Raw genomic sequence first — 18,713 nt, 5'->3', positions numbered from 1 at the left:
ACCTTACGCACCGGCCGCTGACGAATCGCGCAGGGCCTGCGCCTCGCGTTCGCGGGCGGCGAGTTGCGCACGGGTTTTGGCCAACTCGATTTCGATGCGACTCAGGTTGCGCTCGCGCTCGCGCAACGCGGCCTCCATCGCATCCATCTCCCGGATACGGTCGTCGAGATCGGTCTTGCGCAGCGCCTGCTCATTGCCGGAGCGCTGGGTCTCGGCCTGCTTTTCGGCAATAAGCGACTGCCGGTGCTTGAGCTGCCGTTCGTGCTCCAGCACCTGCTGCTCGCGAGCTTTGAGCTGGGCTTCAAAATTGCGGAGTTTCGCCACCTCGACGGCCACGATCTTGGCCTCCGCGCTGGACTCGACCCGCGGCGCCGGTGCCGATTCGAGTTCACGTTCGCGCTGCTCGATCGCCGCTTCCCGCGCGGCCACGGCCCGGGTGCGTTCGTCGAGGGCGGACTGCGCCGCCTCGTTCCGGTTGGCCTGCGTTTCCAGCGCGGCGGTGCGTTCCGCCAAAGTGCGCTCGGACGCGGCAATCTGGGCGGCACGTTGGGCCAGGGCCTCGGTCTCGGTGGAGAGGCTGGCGGCGCGCGCCTGCAACTGCGTCTCCCGTCGCTCAAACTCGGATTGCGCCGCCTGCAGCTTTTGTTGCGCCGTTTGCTGCTCGCGCTGGGCCGTCTCGATTTCCGCCCGGTTAGCGACCAGGGCTTGGGCTTCCGCGGCCTGGGCAGCTCGCGCCTGCTCGAGCTCGGACTGCTCACGCGCCAGCGCTGCGCGTTCATCGGCAAGGCGCGCAACATCGTGCTCGCTCGACTCCCGGGCTTCGCGCAGGGCGGCTTCGGCTCTGGCGACCTGCTCCTCGCGCTCGCGCAGCGTCGCCTCGTTGTTCGCCAGCTCCGTCGCTCGCGCCGCGGCCGCCTCCCGTGCCGCTGCCAGGGCTTGCCGCTCGGCAGCGGCGGATTCTTCAGCGGACGCGAGTTCCTGCTCCCGGACGTCAAGCTCGGCCTGTCGCTGCCGCAAGCCGGCAAGATCCTCGGCCTGCGAATCGGTGCGGCGCTGGAGATTGGCCTCATCCTCAGCGAGACGACGTGCGTCCGCCTCAAGCTGCTGCGCGCGTTGCTCCAGCACCCGGCGTTCCTCGGCGATCGCTTCGCGGTCGGCCGTCGACTCGGCCGTCGCTTCCTCCACGCCGCGGCGCGCGGCCGCGAGCTCTTCCCGCGACGTTGTGAGCGCGGCGGTGGCTTCATCGACCTTTGCTCGTTCTTGCTCGAGCTCGCTTTGCTGGTCCTGCAGGCGCGATTCCAACTCGGCCAGCGCAGCCGCCCGTTCCTGCAACTCGGCCTGAGTGCCGGACACATCAGCGGTGGTCGCGGCGTGAGCTTTCTCGGCCGCGGCGAGTTTTTGCTCCCGCGCTTTGAGGTTCTTGAGCGCTTCGGTGAGCTGCCCGTTCTGGTCGGTTAGCTCCGCCTGCTGCGCCGCGAGTTGTTCCTTGGCGGCCGCCAAGGTCGCCTGTTCGGCGGCAACGGTTTCAAGGTCGCCCTGATGTCGTGCGCGCGACGCGTTGAGCTCGGTCTCAGCAGCGGAGAATTCAGCCTGTCGGCGCGCCAAGGCCTCCATGCGTTCGTTCAGTGAACTTTCGGCGGCGGCAAGATCGGCGGCGCGGGCTTCGACGGCCGTCCGTTCATCGGCCAGAGCCGTGCGATCGGCAGCAAGCTCGGCAACCGCTTGCTCGTGAGCGTCGAGAGAATGGTCGAGCGTCGCGGCGCGCTGTTCGAGCGCGGAGGTCTTTGCGCCGAGAGCCTCATTTTCAGCCGCGAGCTTCTCCTGCGCCGCAACGAGGGCATTGCGCTCGGCATCCAGAGCCTCGCGCTCAGACTCAAGAGAGGCCAAGGCGGCTTCGTGACCTTGGGCCGCCGCGGCCACGTCGGCTTCGCGCTGCTTGAGTTTGGCCTTGAGTTGAGCAAGCGCCTCCCGGGCTTGGGCAAGTTCATCGCGCTCGCCCGCCAAAGCCTGCGTCGCGGCTTCTTGATCGCGCTGCGCGTCTCCAAACTTGGCGACCCGTTCGTCCAATTCCCGTTCGCGTTCCGCCAGCGCGTCGGATTGTTGGGCAAGTTGTTCGGCTTGGGCCGTGAGGCTGGACTGGCGCTTCGCCGATTCCGCCTGCGCGGATTCGAGCGCCCGCCGATCGGCGTCGAGCGCCGCACGATCGCGGTCCCGTTGTTTGTCCTGCTCGTCGAGTTCGGCGCGAAGTTGCGCGAGCGCGGCTTCGCCAGCCGTCAACTTGCTTTCGCGTTCGCCGATCTCGGCTTCGAGGTCGCTCAGGGACTGGCGATCTTGCTCAAGCTGCACCTGAGCCTGCGTGAGCGCCGCCCGATCCGCCGCGGCCTCAGTTTGCGCGGTGGTGAGCTGCTGCTGTTCCTCCGTGAGCGACTCGCGGGAGGCCGCCAAGGCCGCCTCCCGATCCCGGACTTCGTTGAGATTATCCGCCAGCGCTTTCCGTTGCGCATCGACCTCCGCCAGCGCCGCCTCGTGGTCGCGGGCCACGGCGTCCACTTCGGACTGCCGGGTGGTCAGGTCCTGCTCGCGTTTTTCGAGCACGGATGCCTGCGCCGACAGGCTCTCCTGCGCGGTGGCGACTTCCTTTTCGCGATCGGCGACCACGGTTTCGCGGGCCTCAAGTTGTTCGCTACGGGCCACGAGCGCCTCAGCTTGAGCGCGATGTTCCGCGCGATCGGCGTCAAGTTGATCGCGGTCGGTGGCGAGCTGGGTAAACCGCTCGTCGAGCTCGATTTCCCGCGTGGCGACGCGCTCTTCCGCTTCGGCAAGCGCTTTCCCTCGCCGGTCCAGCTCGGCCTCCGCCTCAGCCAGCGAGGTCTCGGCCTCGGCGTGTCGCCGTGCGGCTTTGGCGTGAATCGCCTGCTGCTCCGCCAGTTGCTTCGCCGACGCCTCATGCGTCTCGATGCGAGCGGTCAGGTCCGCCTCGCGTTGCGCCAAGTCGGACGAGCGTTCGGCCAGTTCTTGGTCCCGCTGGTCGGCCGTCGCTTCGCGTTCCGCGACTGCGGCCTCAAGCGCCTCCAGTTCGGTGTGTCGCGCGGAATGCTGCTCGACCGCCGCGGCATGATCGCGCCGCGCGGTATTGAGAGCGGCGCTTTCGGCGGCAAGTTTGGCCTGCGCTTCGGCCACGGCGGCTTCCGCCGACTGCAGCGTGCTTTCGCGTTCAGCCACGGTCTCCTCGCGGCCAGCAAGGGCGGACGTCTGCTGCTCGAGCTCGGACAGGCGTTGCACCAGCGATTCCCGTTCGGTCTCGAGTTCGTTGGCTGCCTCGGCTTGCGCCGTTGTCGCGGCGGCGAGTTTGACCTCCAGCTCGCGAAGTTCGTTGGCCTGCTCGACCAGGGCTTGCTGCCGCTGGTCCAGTTCGAGCGACTTCGCATCGAGTTCACCCTGCACGCTCGCCGCATCGCGAACTGATGCCTCAAATTTCGCTTGGCGGGCGGCCAACGCCTCCGTCCGCGCCGTGATTTCCTGATCGGCTTCATGGGCGTCGGCTTCGCGCTGCTCGAGCTCCTGCGCCAACGCCTCAAGCCCCTGTCGCTCCTCGGCCAGCTTCGCCACCGCATCGGCGTGGGCGGCCTGTTCGTCCGCCAGCTTGGCGGACGCCGTATCCACTTCTTCCTGACGACGCGCCAATTCCCCTTCCTTGGCCTCGAAGGCGTGCTGATCGTCGGCCAGCGCGGTCGTTGCCGCAACGAGTTCCTCCCGCGACTCTTCCAACAAGGCTCGCTCGGCATCGAGCTTGGCCTTCTCCTGCGCACCCGCGGCCTCAGCATCAGCCAGCAGCGCCTCACGGGTTGAAAGTTTCTCGGCAACATCGGCCGCCGCCGCCTCACGCTCCGAGAGCTCCACCCGCTGGGCCGCAAATTCACTTTGGGCGGCGGCCAGATCGGCCCGCGTTTTTTCAAGATCCGCCTGCTCACTCGCCAGCTTGGCCAAGGCCGCGTGGTGCGATGCCTCGGCCTCGGCCAACGCCGCCTCCCGAGCGGCCAGGACCTGCGCAGTCTGTTCCGCGGCGTCTTCGCGTGCTTCGAGCTCGGCGCGTTGGGTGTCGATCTCGTTTCGGGCGGCGGCCAGCTCCGTTTCGCGCTGATCGAATTGGCTCTGTCGCTCCGCCAGCTGAGCCTTGGCCTCATCGAGTTCCGACTGCTCGCTTCTGAGCTTGGCCCTGGCTTCGGCGTGCGACGCCGCGGTGGTCGCGAGAGAAGCTTCTCGGTCTTCGAACTCCGCCAAACGCGCGTCCAATTCGCCCTGCGCGGTCGCCAACGCCGATTCGCGCTCCGCGATGCTCGACTGCTGCTCCGCCAACTGAGCCTTCGCCTCTTCGAGTTCGGCCTTGGCCGCAGCGTGTTGAGCGGCTTCCGCGGCACTGGTCGTTTCGAGCTGGGCAAGCAGCGCTTCAGTCTCCGCAGTTGCCGCGGCGCGTGCTTCGAGTTCGGCGCGCTGGGCGTCGAGTTCGCTCCGCGTGGTGGTGAGTGCCGCCTCGCTTTCGGCAAGCGCGGACTGCTCCTGTTCGAGAGCTGCGCGCGCCTGATCGAGCTCGGCCAGGTCCGCGGCCAACTTCGTCGCCTGATCGGCGCCGGTCTTCTCGCGCTCAGCGAGGCGCGCTTCGGCCTCCGCAGTTGCCGCGATGCGTGCTTCGAGTTCGGTGCGCTCGGCGTCGAGTTCGTTCCGCGCGGTGGTGAGGTCCGTTTCGCGCTCGGCAAAGGCGGACTTCGCCGCTTCGAAGGCTGCGCGCGTTTGGTCGAGCTCAGCTCTTTCAGCCGCCAGCTTCGCGGTTTCCTCAGCGTGGGCCACTTCGCGCACGTTGAGATCCGCGTGCAGACTTTCCACCTCGGCCTCGACCGCCGCCACCTTGGCCTCTCGTTCGGCAAGCTCGGCTTTTTCCTGCGCCAGGGCTTCCGACGCTTCGGCCAGTTTCGCTTCGTCTTTGCTCAACTGGGCAGCGGCTTCAGCGCGAGAGACATCGGCGGCGGCCAGCGCAGTTTCGCGTTCCCGCAGTTGGTCCGCCAGTTCCGCAGCGGCGGTCGACCGGCTTTCCAATTCGGCCTGTCGGGCGGACAGATCGGCGCGAGTTCGTTCAAGCTCCGCAGTCGCCTCCGCCAGGGTCGTTTCGCGCTCGGTGAGTTTGGTTTCGCGTTCCGCCAGTTCCGTTTGGGTGCGGCCAAAATCTTCGCGCTGAGCCGCGATCGCCGCGGCATGCTCGGCGACGGCGGTTTCGTGGGCGGCTTGGGCGGCCGCGAGTTCCCGCTCCTGCGCGGCGAGCTGAGCGGTGGTTTCCGCCACCGTGCCGCGCTCCGTATCCAGATCTTGGGCACGCCGGGAGAGCTCCGCTGCGCGCTCCGCCAGGTCGCTCGTTTGTTGGTCAAATTGCTGCCGGTGCTCGTCCAACCGGGTTCTCTCGTCGGCGAGGGTCTGCCGGGCCGCGGCCAACGCGTCGCGCTCGGCCTCCAGGGCCGCTTCCTGTTCGGCCAGACGGGCAGCGAGCTGAGTGGCTTCCTTGGCCCGGTTCTCGGCGGCGAGTCGGTCGGCCTCGATTTGCGCAGCGGCTTCGGCATGCGTGGCGCGCTGGGATTCCAGTTCGGCCTGCGCGGTCTCAAGTTGAGCCGCGGCCTCGGACTGAGCCCTGCGGGCGGCGGCCAGTTCCTGCAGGGCGGTGTCGTGGGCGGCACGATCAATCGCAAGTTTCTCCGCAGCCTGCTCCAATTCGGCTACCCGGGTCTCGAGGGCGGCGCGGTCGGTTGCGAGCTGTTGTTCCCGCTCGCTGAGGTCGTCGGTCGACGCCGCAAGCTCGGCCCGTTGGTCGGCAAGAGCCTGCTGGTCGCGCTCCATCGCCGCGAGTTGCTCGGCCAAATCGGCCTGGTCGCGGCTAAACTTCTCCGCACGTTCGGTGAGCGCGCGTTCCCGCTCGGCCAGATCGGCGACCGTGTCGGCGAGAGCCTTTTCCTGGCGGGCCACTTTCTCTTCCGCCTGCGCGAGGGCTTGGGCACGAACCTCGGTTTCGGGGGTGGCCTCCGCCGGGGCGTCGACCGGCGGGTTCGCCGCCACCGGCTCAGCGGCGGTCTCGGCCGGGACCGGGATCGGCATGGGCGGGGCCGAAGGCGGGCTATCTGGCGCCACGCCCCGAAGCGACGGGTAACGGCGCTCGGGCTCGCTCAAAAAGCGGTCCGGGCTACGGGTGTAGTCGACGAGGAGCCGGATGAGTTCGGATTTGCGAACCCAGTGCGGGGGCATGCCCCCGGATTTGGGAATGAGCGCCCGGACGACGGCCGCGGCGAGACCATTGAAGGTCACCGGGGTGGTCACGACTTCGCGCAGGCTGATACGGGCGGCGCGCGACACCTCGAGCTCGTTCAGGCGCTCCGCGATGATGTTGATGGGGACGTCCGGCCGCAATTTGCGGTAGGAATCGATCTGCGCCCGAATCACGGCCGCGTCGCTCATGCGCCGGAGGTCGAAAATCGCAATATCGGCCGGCGGGTTCAGCGCTTCACCCGGTTTCGGCGCCTGAAGCAGGCGGGAATGGGCATGATGATGATCGAACGACACCACGATTTCCTGCACGAGGGCAGGTTCTAATCGTTGGAGATAGACAGATTGAGTTGGCATCGGTCGCAGGATCGCCTAGAGACTTTACCCTATATGCTTCGAAATAAAGCGAATTGCTTCGCTGATTTCGCAAAGCGCTTGCTCAAACCACACCACTCACCTCCGCTCACTAGGCCTATTTGAACCCAATGACTTCTGGTATGCTCAGCTTTCAGCCCTTTGGCCTGCGGACGCCGACCGGTCACTGCCGCTTGAACCATACGGAGGATTTCAGGGAAGGAGCAGATCGCGCGCGGGTGGACGTGGGTCCGGCGATTGAGCTCAGCCAGTTTTCCGAGGACAGCTACCGACAGGAAGCGCACGGGCGGCACTTGCTCGCCGCCACCGGACGGGATCAGCTCCACGTCACGGATCTGCGCCCTTCGCCGCCACAGGGTTTCGTGACCGCCACCGCCCGGCTGACCGGGTTTCATCAATGGCTCACCGTCACGGCCCACCGGAACGAGGTCCTGACTCTGGGCGCGGGTGCCGAGCGGGTGTCCTCTTTATGGCTCACCGCGATCGTGGCTCTGCGCGAAGAGACGATGGCCAGCGATCGGCCACAATGGCTGTGGCTGCTGGGTTTGGACGATTCCCAACGGGTGCAACTCGAACCCGACGGTCGCATTTACATTGAGGAAGTCCCGACCGGGCTGAATCGCTTGATCGACTTGGTGCAAAAGGAAATGGGGCTGCACTTCCGCAGCTCTGCCTTCGACCTGCTGTTCAACGAGGACTTCGATTGGCGGGACGCGCCGCCGAACATCCTCACGGAGTTTCTTCATCCCCTGCGGGCCAAAACCGAATCCCACGCCGCCCAACACTCCCTGGCGGTCGTGGGCTTGGGACCGCGGCTCGGCGAGCTGTGCAACATGATCGCGCACGGTGTCGGCATGGTGCCGTGGTCACCGCGGATCTCGGCCGGCGCGCGCTCCAATCCGCAGAACTTTGAAACCTGGCTGCTGCGCGAAGCGGCCGAACGCGAAGTCGAGGGCCTGCAACTCACGGCGGCCTTTGCAGGCGCCCCCCTGTTTTTACCCGCGCCGGGCGAAGCTCTGGGTGAGATCGCGCGACCCGCGCCAGAAGACAGCTCCCGTGCTGGCACCGCCAGCGAGACTGCGACCGGCCAACCGAGTGAGCAGGAGGCGGCCGACGCATCCGGGGAACGCCCGTCGCACCGTCGCCGCCGCCGCTCCAGCAAACTCTGGCGCCACCACCCGCGCACGATGGGCCGCCCCCGGGCGGACGACAGCAGCATCCGCAAAGTGATCTTCGTTTTGTTCTGGGTGCTCGCGGTGGGATTTGCGGGCCACGTGCTCGTCGAACAAGGCACCGAGCACGCCCGCGAACAGCAGGAATACGGCAGCCGCTAAGGGCCCCTTTTTCGCGCGGCCCTCCCGCGTCATCGCCGTCCGTTGGCGCAAAAACCGGAAATGCATTCTGGCCCCCCGCCGTCTCGGCACTCACGTTGGGGGCCTCATGTTCGAAATCTCCGGCACCATTAAGAAAATCTTTGAAGAACAGACCTTCGGCAGCGGCTTCAACAAACGGGAGTTCGTGATCACCGTGCCCGACGGTCGCTTTCCGCAGGACATCAAGTTCGAGACCGTCAAGGACAAGACCACCCTGCTGAGCCCCCTCAAGGAGGGTGACAAGATCAAGGTCTTCTTCGACATTCGCGGACGGGAGTGGAAAGAGAACTACTACGTGAACCTCAACGCTTGGAAAATCGAGGCCCAGGCCGACGGCGCCGGTGCCCCGCCTGAAGACGGGCCGCCCCTGCGCGAGCCCGAAATGGGCGGCGGCTCGATGGACGAAGAGCCGCCGTTCTAAACGGCCCTCGCACCGGGAAAGCTCGCACCATGTTTCGTCTCCTGCGCGCACTCCTGCTCGGCCTCGCGGGCCTCGGTGTCGCCGCCGGGATCGCGCACGCCCAGCTGGTGGCCCGCGGCCCGTGGAGCGGCGCGCTCACGCCCTACGAGGCGGAGGTCAATGTGGTGCTGTTTGAGTCGCGGCTCACCAGCTTGGAAATCAGCAAACTCCGCGACTTCTCCCGTTTTTCCACTGTGCCGGAGCAGGCCCGACGTCCCGGCGACATCCCGCTGCTGACGCGCTACAAGCTCACCAACCTTGAGCCGGACACCCTCTACTACTTCCGCGTGCGCGCCGGCAACGTGCGCGAGTATCAACGCACCGGTCGCCTGCGCACGCCGCCGCTCGACGGCACGCGGGCGTCGTTCCGCCTCGCCGTCGCCGGCGGCTCGGTGGCCGATTCCGAAGCCGGAGGCCTCGCCGAGATGGGTTTCCAGAAACCGCTTTTCTTCGTGCAGCTCGGCAACCTGCACAACGCCGCCATCACCGCCGACAATCCGACGGGCTTTACCGACGCCTACCTCGCCTCCCTCGGCTCCTTCGCCCGCGCCGAGCTCATGCAGTCGGTGCCCCTCGTCTACACCTGGGATCGTTTCGATTACGGTGAACCCGGCACCTCCACCGGCATCTCAGCGCAAAAAGCCTTCCGCCAGCTCACGCCCCACCACCCCTTCCCGGCCGATAGCGCCGAGGCCCTCGCCCAAGCCCCGCTCGATGCCCGCCCGGTCACCCAGGCCTTCACGCTTGGCCGCGTGCGCTTCATCGTGCTCGACACCCGTTCGGCGCGTGACCCCTCCCGCGAGAAGCCGACCCTGCTCGGTGATTGGCAGAACACGTGGCTGCGCGAAGAGCTGCAACGCGCCGATGCCTCGCATGCCCTCACCCTCGTTTTCTCCTCGGTGCCGTGGCACACCGCCGCGGGCAACGCGGACATCGATTCGTGGGCCAACTTCCCGGCCGAAAAAACCGACCTCCGCCAATGGCTCATCGAACAAAACATTCGCCGGGTGGTTTGGGTGAGCGCCAACACCGGCACCCTCGCGGCCAACGACGGCGGCGGTGATCCTTTCGTGATGCCCGAGTTCCAAGTCGGCGACATCGACCTGCGCTACGACAGCCCACCGGGCGGCGAATGGACCCAGGGACCGATTCGCCCGGGCGCCACCGAAGAGTTTTTCGGATTGATCGACATCGCCGATCCCGGGCCGGCCATCGAGGCCACGTTCACGGGGATGAATCAGCACGGCCAACAAAAGCTGCGCACCACCCTGACCTTCACGGTCCCACCCCGATGAACCTTTGCCGGCTGCGGCGCATGGTGGTCTGGGTTTTCGCCACGGCGAGCGTCGTCCTGGCGGCGCCGAGCGAACGCATCGACATCGCCGCCGCCGCCAACATGGCGCGCGTCGTCGAACCGCTCACGGCGGCCTTCGCCCAAGCCGAGCCCGATCTCGAGCTGCGCACCTCCATCGCCGCCACCGGCAGCCTCGTCGCCCAGATCCGCCACGGCGCGCCCTTTGCCGTGCTGCTCTCCGCCGATCCGGACTACCCCGCCGCGCTGCTCGAGAGTGGCGACGCCGTGCCCGACTCGTTCACGCCGTTTGCCAACGGCCTGCTGATGCTTTGGCCGGCCCCCTCGAACGGTCTGGCCGATCTGGCCCGCACCACGCCCGCGCCGCGCATCGCCATCGCCAATCCGGACACGGCCCCCTTTGGCGTGGCCGCCCGCGCGGTGCTGAGCGAAGCCGGTCTATGGGCCACCCTCGAACCGCGCCTGATCGTCGGCGAAAACGTCGCGCAAACCCTGCACTTTGTGCAAAGCGGCAACGCCGATCACGGCTTCGTCGCCGCCTCGCTCCTTAACGCCAACCAACGCCGTGCCGCACTCGCCCTGCCCTCGACCGAGCGAGCCCTGCAACACACCGCGGTGCTGCTGCGCCGCGGCGCGGCCAGCGCGGGCGCGCGTCGCTTCATCGCATGGTTGCGCTCGCCCGCGGCCCAGGCCGTGCTCCGCGACCACGGCTACGCTCCGGTGAGCGAAAATCCCGGCATCGACGCCGCCCGCTAAACCTGCACAGGCTCGGCCCGTGGTTCCCGCTGTCGCCAACGTGTTGAGCACCCTGTGGTTGTCGCCGCCGCTCTGGCAGGCGCTCGCCCTCACGCTCAAACTGGCCGCGGTCACCACCGTGTTGCTCGGGCTGCTGGGGCTGCCCCTCGCCCACTGGCTCAACGCCACCCGCTCGCGTTTCGCGCCGGTCTTCGAGGCGCTGGTCACCCTGCCCATCGTGCTGCCGCCGACCGTGATCGGTTTCTACCTGCTCGTCGCCTTTTCGCCCCAACACCCGCCCGGCAGTTGGTGGGTCGCGCTCACCGGCGGTCCACTGTCCTTCACCTTCACCGGGCTGGTCATCGCCTCGGTGATTTACTCCCTGCCCTTTGCGGTGCAGCCCTTCCAAGCCGCGCTGCGCGCCGTGCCGACCGAACTCCTCGACGCCAGCCGGGCGAGCGGCGCCACCGCCTGGCGCACCTGGTGGCGCGTGCACCTGCCCCTGGCCCGCCGCGGCATTGGCGCCGGGCTCACGCTGGGCTTCGCCCACACCCTGGGCGAGTTCGGCGTGGTGCTCATGATCGGCGGCTCCATTCCCGGCGAAACGCGCGTGGCCAGCATCGCCCTCTACGACGAGGTGCAGAAACTCAACTACCCGGCCGCCCACGCCTTCGCCGCCACTCTGCTGGTGTTGTCGTTTCTGCTGCTGGTGGTCGTATCCATGCTCCAACGACGGGCGCCGCGTGGTTGACCTTCGCCCGCCCCATTTCGCGACCGGCAGCTGCGCCGAGGGCCTTTGTGTCCGTTAAGACCTGCGCATGACGCCCGCTCCCGCTTCAACCCGTTTGCCCGCCAACATTTGGGTGCTCGCCGGCACTCAGGCGCTGGGCATGTCCTCCACGTCGATGATGATCCTCATCAGCGGCCTGCTCGGCACCCAGCTCGCTCCGACCCCAAAACTCGCGACCCTGCCCACGTCCATGGTCGTGGTGGGCACCGCATCCTCGGCGCTGTGGGTTCCGCTGCTGTTGGCCCGGCTCGGCCGCAAGCGCGGCACCTTCTGCGGTTTCGCGGCGGCGCTGCTCGCGACCTTGTGCGGCGGACTGGCCACGGTGCAGCACTCATTCCCGCTGTTGCTGCTCGCCGGCTACCTTTTCGGGGCCGGCGTGGCCTTTTGGCAGCAACTGCGTTTCGCCGCGCTCGAGTGCGTGGCGGACCCGCGGCGCTACGGCGCCGTGTTGTCTTTCATGATGAGCGGCGGGCTGGCCTCGGCCTTCCTCGGACCCGAAATGGGCGAACGGGGGCGCGACCTGTTCGGCACCACCTTCACCGGCTCCTTCGTTCTGCTGGCGGGCCTGCTGCTAGTCGGGTTGGCGCTGTTTCAATTCTATCGGGAACCGCCCCAGTTCACCCACGCGGTCGACGATGTCGCCCGCCCGCTGAGCGCGATCGTGCGCACCCCGCGTTTTCTGATCGCCGCACTCACGGCGGCCGGCGCGTTCGGGGTCATGAGCTTCATCATGACCGCCACGCCCATCAACATGAACGAGCTCTGCGGCATCCCGTTGACCGACACCAAGCGGGTGATCCAAGGACACATCTTCGCCATGTTCGCTCCCAGTCTGGTGAGCGGTTGGTTGCTCACCCGTTTTGGCATCACGCGGCTAATGGCCATCGGCGGCATCGCCTACCTCGTCGTGATCGGCATCGGACTCGCCGGACAGGAGCTCATCCACTTTTGGGGCACGCTGCTGCTGCTCGGCTTCGGGTGGAACTTCCTGTTCATCTGCGGCACGGCCCAACTTCCCGCCTGCCACACGCCGGCGGAAAAGTTCAAAACCCAAGCCGCCAACGATCTGCTGGTCTTCGGCTCCCAGGCCATCGCTTCGCTGTCAGCCGGTTGGTTCCTGTTCGGCTACGGTTGGTCCGTTCTGCTGCTCGCAGCGACGCCAGTCACCGTCGGTCTACTGGCACTCACGTGGTGGCGCACGCGCCTGCCGGCGGTGACTGCAGCTTAGCCGGTCGTGCGCAGGCCGCTGGCAATGGCGTTGATCGAGAGCAAGAGGTCGGGCAACAGCGTCTCGGCTTCGCGGCCCTTCAAGCCGCGCCACTCCTTGAGCAGGTTGACCTGCTGCCGGTGCAGCTGCTGCAGCGCCTGCTCGCGGATCTGCAGGGTAAAGGCCAGGCGCGGTCGACGCTCCTCAAAGGTCGCCCGGAAGATCTCGGTCATCATGGCGCGGGTGCGATCAAACTCGGCGCGGATCATCTTCATGAAGTGACGCCGTAGTTTGGCGTCCTCCACCAAGCCGGCATAGCTCTCCATGATGTCGGTGTTGGCGCTCACCAGAGAGCTCTCGATATTCGTCAGCACGTAGCGCAAAAACGGATTGGATCGCACCGCTTTCCGCAGAGCGCCGAAGCCTTTCGGATCCTCCTTCTGCAACCGCTCCAGGGCCGAGCCGGCGCCAAACCAACCCGGCAGGTAAAAGCGAGACTGCGTCCACGAAAACACCCACGGAATCGCCCGCAGGTCGTCCAATGAGGCTTGTCCGGTTCGGCGCGAGGGACGCGAGCCGATGCGGGCATTTTCCAAGGCATCGATCGGCGTAGCCTGACGGTAGAACGAGATGAACCCATCGCTGTGCAGCAGCTCGCGGTAGGTGTCGCGGCTCCAGGCCGCGATTTGGTCGAGCAAGGGCCAAAGCGACTCGTCCCGCGCAGCACCAGAACGATGGCGCGCGGTCGTCGACGCGGCGGACGCCATCAGCAACTCCACGTTGTAAACGGCCGAGCTCTGGTGGGCATATTTTTGCGCGATGGTTTCACCCTGCTCGGTCATGCGCATGCAACCCTGCAGCGACCCCGGCGGCAGCGCCTCCATGAACCAGTGCGTCGGCCCGGCGCCGCGACCGACCGTGCCGCCGCGACCGTGAAAGAACACCGGACGCGCCCCCTGCTCGGCCACGACCTGCGCCAGCGCGTGCTGCGCGCGGTGCAGGGCCCATTGGCTGGCGAAGATACCGCAGTCCTTGTTGGAGTCGGAGTAGCCCACCATCATCTGGAAGGAAGGGAGTCCCGCTTTTGTAGCCGGGGTCGTTGACCCCGGTCCGGCCTCACCGCGGCCGGCTACAGCGCCCAGCCCCAGACTCCGGCGGGTGACCGAGTGTGTCAGAAAATCGGATACAATGCCCGGTCCGGCCTCGAGGTCGCCCATGGTTTCGAACAGCGGCACCACCGGCATGGGGCAGAGCAAGCCGCCATCGACCCAGCGGGCGAGTCCCACTTCGCGGGCGAGCAGATACACCGTCAGCAGGTCCTCGGTGCGACGTGTCATCGAAACAATCAGCGCGCCGAGACCCGCCCGACCGTAGCGGTCGACATGCCCGGCCAGCACGCGGTAGCACGACAGCACGGCCTCCGCCTCCGGCCCCGCTTTCGCGCCGTCGGCAAGAAAGGGCCGCGGGGACTTGAGCTCGGCGTCGAGCAGCTCGCGTTTTTGCGCCACAGACCAACCCGCGAAATCCGCCGCGCTCACGATGCCGGCTGCTTCCAGCAACTGGCCGAGCGCCTTTTCGTGGAAGGCGGAGTTCTGCCGGACATCGAGCGTCGCCAGATGAAAGCCAAACACGTCGAGCTGACGCCGCAGCGGCACGATGAAGTCACGCTTGAGTTCGGACGCCCCGATTTCATCGAGGGAAGCGCCCAGCACCTCGAGATCGGCGGCGAGCTCGGCCGGCGTCGCGTAACCGGCCGCCAGGGTCACTGGGTCCGCGGACGAAGCCGCGACGATTTTTTCGCGCATCAAATAGGTCGCGTAGCGCCACGGCTCCTCGCGGTTGCGCGCGTCAAGCAGGGTAAGATCGATCGCCGGCGCCGCCTTGAGCTCCTTTTCCAAGCGCTTGATCATCGCCGCGAGGGGCGCGGGGGGCATCTGGAAGAGGGAGCTTAGTGGCAGGTCAGTCGCGAGATTTTCCAGCCCGCGCCGATGCACCCGCAACGCGTTGTGCCGCAGCAGGCGCAGTGAAGTGCGGGTGACCTCGTCGGTGACAAAGGGATGGCCGTCGCGGTCGCCGCCGATCCAAGTGCCAAAGCGCACAAACGCGCCGGCTTGGTCGAGTTTGTCCGGATCAAAACCCGCACGCGACCAGGCCTCATGCAGGTGAACATGGCTGCGTTTGACGGCCTCGGGAAAAATGTCGCGCAGGTAATGCAGCGCGTTGTCGAGCTCGGCCTCGATGGTCGGGCGCGTCACCTGAATCTCACCGGTGCGCCACAGGCTCTCGAGCCGTGTCTCGATCTGGTGGCGCAGACGAGCGAGCTCGCGCGGGGTGTAGTCGGTGTTCTCCTGCGCGTTGATGAGGCGGTAGATCTCTTTGTGCAGCTCTCGGACCGTGGCGCGCTTGGCCTCGGTCGGGTGCGCGGTGAGCACGGGCTCGACCTCCACGTCCCGCAGGACTTCGAGCAACTGGTCCTCGGTGAGCCCGAGATCGCGCATTTCGGCGAGGTTGTCGGGCCAAAGCCCTTTTTCCGCTTCAGGGCCGGCTTTGATTTCGCGCCGGCGGCGCACGCGGGCGGCGGTCCGTTCCTCGACAATGTTGAGCAGTTGAAAGGCGATCGAGTAGGCTTGGCCGAGGGAGCGTTTGGTCTGGCCCGCCTGATCGGATTTCGCGCCCACCCACGGCAGCAGGTCGGCCAATTCGTCCTCGCCCATGCGGCGCAGCACGGCGGCAAATCCCTCGGTCAGCAGGTGGAGTTCCTCCTGCAGAGACCGGAAACCTTCTTCACGCAACGGGTGTTTGGAACGGGCGGACATGTCGCGCACCATGAGCAAGACCCGCGCCGGGGCCAGTCGGAATGGGATTTCTCCCGCCTCTATGCTCGAGCGAAGCGCGCCACCGTCCGGCCGTCCGGCAGCGTCACGGTCTCGTTCCACATCCCGGCCGGGCGCGCCCACAATCCGCGTTCGCTGTAGAGCGCCCGGTAGATCACGAGCGGCTCGAGCGTCTCGGAGTGGCGCGCCAGTTCGACCACCTCGTATTCACCGCCTTTGTAGTGGCGATAGCGACCGGGCGTGGGTTCGGCGGGCAGGGGCGGCAGGGCGGAGGACATGGGGGCATCCGGTCGCGCCCTTCGACACAGCGCAAGCCTCGCTTTGAACTTGCGGCGCCGCGAGCGGACCGCCTTACCGTGGGCCCGTGCGCCAACGTTTCGCCATTGTCCTGACCTTCGCCGCCTGGCTCTGCGCCACCGGCAGTCACTGGGATTTGGTGCAAACCTTCGCGTGGGGCAAAATGTTCGCGCAATACGCGCAGACCATGTCCTACACCGAGGCCGCGCGCCTGACCTTCACCGCCGGCAATTTCTGCGGTGTGTGCGAGATCGTGCAGGATGCCAAACAGTCGACCGACGCCACCGGGCAACCCGCCCCGGCTGAGGCCGGCACACAGAAAATCCAGCTCGCCCTCGCCGCCGTGCCCGCCGTGGTCGTCACCGCTCCCGCTCCGGAACCGTGGTTGCTTAGCAACCGTTCCCTGCCGCCGCCGTTGGTCGTCGCGCCGCCGGTGCCGCCGCCCCGGGCCTGAGTTCGCCCGCCCTTCCTCTTGATCACCGCTCGACCGCCTCCGGTCGCAGCGCCGCGCGTCCGCCCTTACCCGGGTCGCGCGCCTCTCCGTTCATCGCGAACTCAACCCTTTTCCCTTCATGTCCCGTTTTCCTGTTCTCCTCGCGGCGGCCCTTTCGTCGCTTGCCGTCTCCCTCCTCGCGCAAACCGCGCCCGTCACCTCCCTCGACCCGGTTGTCGTCACATCGGCCAAGACCGCCGAGCCACTCATCGTTGTCACGAACCCCAAGGCCGCCGCCCAACCCGTGCCGGCCCACGACGGCGCCGACGTTTTGAAGAACATTCCCGGCTTCGCCGTCATTCGCAAAGGCGGCGCCGACGGCGACCCCACCTTCCGCGGCATGGCCGGTTCCCGCCTCGGCATCCTGGTCGACAATCAGGGCATCCTCGGCGGCTGCTCCATGCGCATGGACCCGCCTACCGCCTACATTTTCCCCGCTGCCTACGATAAGATCACGGTCATCAAAGGCCCGCAATCCGTGCGCTACGGTCCAGTCAGTCCGGCTGGTGCCGTGCGTTTCGAACGTGATTTCAACCGTCGCGAATCCACCGGCTCCACCACCTTCGCGTCCGCTACCGTCGGCGACTTTGGTCGCACGGACGCCGCTCTCGATCTGCGTGGCGGCACCACCGATTTCCAGGGTCGCCTCGCCGGCACCTGGTCGGCGATGGACGACTACGCCGATGGCTCCGGTCGCACCGTGCACTCCCACTACCAACGCTGGTCCACCAGCGCCGCGCTCACCTGGACGCCCGACGCCCAGACCTTGGTCGAGCTCAACGGCATGCTCTCCGACGGCGAAGCCGCCTACGCCGACCGCATGATGGACGGCTCCGGCTTCGATCGCGAAAACCTCGGCCTGCGTCTGCGCCGCACCGGTCTTTCCGCGCTCGTCGCCGAGGTCGAAGCCCAAGTCTATCTCACGAACGTCGACCATGTGATGGACAACTACAGCCTGCGCGACTTCACGGCCTCGATGATGATGCCCGGCAGATCCGTTTCCAACCCCGATCGCCTCACCACCGGCGGCCGCCTGGCTTTCGGACTCACCCCCCACGAAGCGTTGCGCCTCGATGTGGGGCTCGACCACCAGACCAATCGGCACCGCAACCGCGGCACCATGAACCAGGACATGAGGCCCTACCAAAACGAAGTCCGCGCGACCGACGCGAGCTTCCACCAGACCGGCGTGTTCGCCGAAGCCGCGTATTCATTTTCTCGCGACACCCGGTCCTACGCAGGGATCCGGGCCGACCGTTGGTCGGCCACCGATGACCGCGCCACGGTCCGCCTTGGCATGATGGGCGGCCTGGCCGCCAACCCGACCGCCGGCCTCAAACGCGAATCCACCCTGCCCGGCGCCTTTGCCCGCGTGGAGCACGACCTCGACTCCGGCTCGACGCTCTATCTCGGCCTCGGCCACACCCAGCGTTTCCCCGACTACTGGGAACTCGTCTCCGCCGAAAGCACCACCACCGCCAGCGGTTTTCTCACCGACGTGGAAAAGACCACGCAGCTCGACGCGGGTTGGCTCTACCGGCACGATAAGCTCGACCTCTCCGTCTCCGCCTTCGCCTCGCGCATCGACGATTTCATTCTCATCCAGAGCCACTTCGCAAAAGCGGGTGGGATGATGGGCATAACCCGCATGGCCACCGTCGCCCGCAACATCGACGCCGCAACCTTCGGCGGCGAGTTGGGGCTCGGCACCCGCTTCGGTGAATCACTGCACCTCGACACGAGCCTGGCCTACGTTCGCGGCGACAACACGACCGACGACCTGCCGCTCGCTCAGCTCCCGCCCCTCGAGGGTCGCATCGGCCTCACCTACGCTCGCGAAACCTGGTCCGCCGGCGTGCTTTGGCGCGGCGTCGCCCGCCAGAACCGGGTTGCCGTCAATCAGGGCAACATCGTCGGCCAGGACATCGCCCGTTCACCCGCCTTCAACGTCGTTTCAATCAACACTTCCTGGGCCCCCTTCCCCGCGCTGCGGCTCTCCGCCGGCATCGACAACCTCTTCGACACCGCCTACGCCGAACACATCAGCCGCGCCGGCGCCGCCGTGGCTGGCTACCCGCAGACCACCCGCGTCAACGAACCGGGCCGCTTCGCTTGGCTTAAATGTGACTATCGTTATTAATCCCAACTCATCCCGATGAAGACTCGCCTGCCTTCCTGTCTCCTCCTGTTCGCGCTGACGCCCCTGTTGGCCGCGGCCGCCTGCCAATGCGGCGCCGATCAGTGCACCCCCGCGTGCAGCTGCGTGGCGGACACCGCAGCCGTCGAAACCGACGTCGATCCCGGCCATCCGTTGCGCGGCGTGGTCGAGTCGGTGCTCGCCGAGCGTCAGGCCCTGCTCGTCAAACACGAGGAGATTCCCGGCGTGATGAAAGCCATGACCATGATGCTTCGCGTCGCGCCCTTTGTGCTCAATCAGGTCAAAGCCGGCGACACCATCACCGCCACCCTGCATCGCAGCGAGGATGGCGTCTGGTATCTCGACAATGTCGCGGTATCCGCCAACGACTCCTGATCCG

Annotated in this window: 12 protein-coding genes; 9 read left to right on the top strand and 3 right to left on the bottom strand. The window is 66.9% G+C overall.

Features of this window, described 5'->3' with window-relative positions; translation table 11 throughout:
• Positions 1-3 precede the first annotated feature (3 nt).
• Entirely contained in the window at positions 4-6,657 is a 6,654-nt protein-coding gene (locus tag AC0MRV_RS02700; RefSeq protein ID WP_472762887.1) for a hypothetical protein, read from the bottom strand.
• Positions 6,658-6,797: 140 nt separating this feature from the next.
• On the opposite strand from AC0MRV_RS02700, the gene AC0MRV_RS02695 reads away from it, so the two are divergent.
• From AC0MRV_RS02695 to AC0MRV_RS02670, 6 genes are all read left to right on the top strand, one after another.
• Entirely contained in the window at positions 6,798-8,009 is a 1,212-nt protein-coding gene (locus AC0MRV_RS02695; RefSeq protein WP_472762886.1) for a hypothetical protein, read from the top strand.
• Positions 8,010-8,115: 106 nt separating this feature from the next.
• Positions 8,116-8,469, top strand: a complete 354-nt coding sequence (locus AC0MRV_RS02690) for a DUF3127 domain-containing protein (RefSeq protein WP_472762885.1) — start codon at positions 8,116-8,118, stop codon at positions 8,467-8,469.
• 29 nt (positions 8,470-8,498) lie between these two features.
• Positions 8,499-9,803: an alkaline phosphatase D family protein gene (locus AC0MRV_RS02685; protein WP_472762884.1), complete on the top strand. Its 1,305-nt coding sequence runs from the start codon at positions 8,499-8,501 to the stop codon at positions 9,801-9,803.
• Positions 9,800-10,576 carry a molybdate ABC transporter substrate-binding protein gene (gene modA, locus AC0MRV_RS02680; RefSeq protein ID WP_472762883.1) on the top strand — a complete coding sequence of 259 codons (777 nt, stop codon included), beginning with the start codon at positions 9,800-9,802 and terminating at the stop codon, positions 10,574-10,576. The genes AC0MRV_RS02685 and modA overlap by 4 nt, the downstream gene beginning before the upstream one ends.
• Before the next feature lie 19 nt (positions 10,577-10,595).
• On the top strand, positions 10,596-11,306 hold the full coding sequence (gene modB / locus AC0MRV_RS02675; protein WP_472762882.1) for a molybdate ABC transporter permease subunit: 711 nt from the start codon (positions 10,596-10,598) through the stop codon (positions 11,304-11,306).
• Positions 11,307-11,373: 67 nt separating this feature from the next.
• Complete coding sequence (locus tag AC0MRV_RS02670) at positions 11,374-12,573, top strand: MFS transporter (RefSeq protein ID WP_472762881.1); 1,200 nt, start codon at positions 11,374-11,376, stop codon at positions 12,571-12,573.
• Here the strand turns inward: AC0MRV_RS02670 and AC0MRV_RS02665 are convergent.
• Positions 12,570-15,368 (bottom strand): phosphoenolpyruvate carboxylase, encoded by a 2,799-nt coding sequence (locus tag AC0MRV_RS02665; protein ID WP_472762880.1) that lies wholly within the window; start codon positions 15,366-15,368, stop codon positions 12,570-12,572. The genes AC0MRV_RS02670 and AC0MRV_RS02665 overlap by 4 nt on opposite strands.
• A gap of 59 nt (positions 15,369-15,427) precedes the next feature.
• Positions 15,428-15,664: a DUF1653 domain-containing protein gene (locus tag AC0MRV_RS02660; protein WP_472762879.1), complete on the bottom strand. Its 237-nt coding sequence runs from the start codon at positions 15,662-15,664 to the stop codon at positions 15,428-15,430.
• Positions 15,665-15,750: 86 nt separating this feature from the next.
• Between AC0MRV_RS02660 and AC0MRV_RS02655 the strand changes: the two genes are divergently transcribed.
• The 3 genes from AC0MRV_RS02655 to AC0MRV_RS02645 all read left to right on the top strand — a co-directional run bounded on the left by AC0MRV_RS02655 (position 15,751) and on the right by AC0MRV_RS02645 (position 18,709).
• Positions 15,751-16,137, top strand: a complete 387-nt coding sequence (locus tag AC0MRV_RS02655; protein ID WP_472762878.1) for a hypothetical protein — start codon at positions 15,751-15,753, stop codon at positions 16,135-16,137.
• 118 nt (positions 16,138-16,255) lie between these two features.
• Positions 16,256-18,316: a TonB-dependent copper receptor gene (locus AC0MRV_RS02650; protein WP_472762877.1), complete on the top strand. Its 2,061-nt coding sequence runs from the start codon at positions 16,256-16,258 to the stop codon at positions 18,314-18,316.
• 15 nt (positions 18,317-18,331) lie between these two features.
• Complete coding sequence (locus tag AC0MRV_RS02645) at positions 18,332-18,709, top strand: copper-binding protein (RefSeq protein ID WP_472762876.1); 378 nt, start codon at positions 18,332-18,334, stop codon at positions 18,707-18,709.
• Positions 18,710-18,713: the final 4 nt, after the last annotated feature.

This window comes from Actomonas spartinae (genome assembly GCF_051209155.1).
Taxonomy (GTDB): Bacteria; Verrucomicrobiota; Verrucomicrobiia; order Opitutales; family Opitutaceae; genus Actomonas.
The sequence above is the reverse complement of the archived record's forward strand: the minus strand, read 5'-3'. Positions and strand labels throughout refer to the sequence as shown.

Excerpts from the sequence above, each read along its gene's own strand:
- AC0MRV_RS02700 (WP_472762887.1), bottom strand. The coding sequence starts at position 6,657 with ATGCCAACTCAATCTGTCTATCTCCAACGATTAGAACCTGCCCTCGTG.
- AC0MRV_RS02695 (WP_472762886.1), top strand. The coding sequence starts at position 6,798 with ATGCTCAGCTTTCAGCCCTTTGGCCTGCGGACGCCGACCGGTCACTGC.
- AC0MRV_RS02690 (WP_472762885.1), top strand. The coding sequence starts at position 8,116 with ATGTTCGAAATCTCCGGCACCATTAAGAAAATCTTTGAAGAACAGACC.
- AC0MRV_RS02685 (WP_472762884.1), top strand. The coding sequence starts at position 8,499 with ATGTTTCGTCTCCTGCGCGCACTCCTGCTCGGCCTCGCGGGCCTCGGT.
- modA (WP_472762883.1), top strand. The coding sequence starts at position 9,800 with ATGAACCTTTGCCGGCTGCGGCGCATGGTGGTCTGGGTTTTCGCCACG.
- AC0MRV_RS02670 (WP_472762881.1), top strand. The coding sequence starts at position 11,374 with ATGACGCCCGCTCCCGCTTCAACCCGTTTGCCCGCCAACATTTGGGTG.
- AC0MRV_RS02665 (WP_472762880.1), bottom strand. The coding sequence starts at position 15,368 with ATGTCCGCCCGTTCCAAACACCCGTTGCGTGAAGAAGGTTTCCGGTCT.
- AC0MRV_RS02660 (WP_472762879.1), bottom strand. The coding sequence starts at position 15,664 with ATGTCCTCCGCCCTGCCGCCCCTGCCCGCCGAACCCACGCCCGGTCGC.
- AC0MRV_RS02650 (WP_472762877.1), top strand. The coding sequence starts at position 16,256 with ATGTCCCGTTTTCCTGTTCTCCTCGCGGCGGCCCTTTCGTCGCTTGCC.
- AC0MRV_RS02645 (WP_472762876.1), top strand. The coding sequence starts at position 18,332 with ATGAAGACTCGCCTGCCTTCCTGTCTCCTCCTGTTCGCGCTGACGCCC.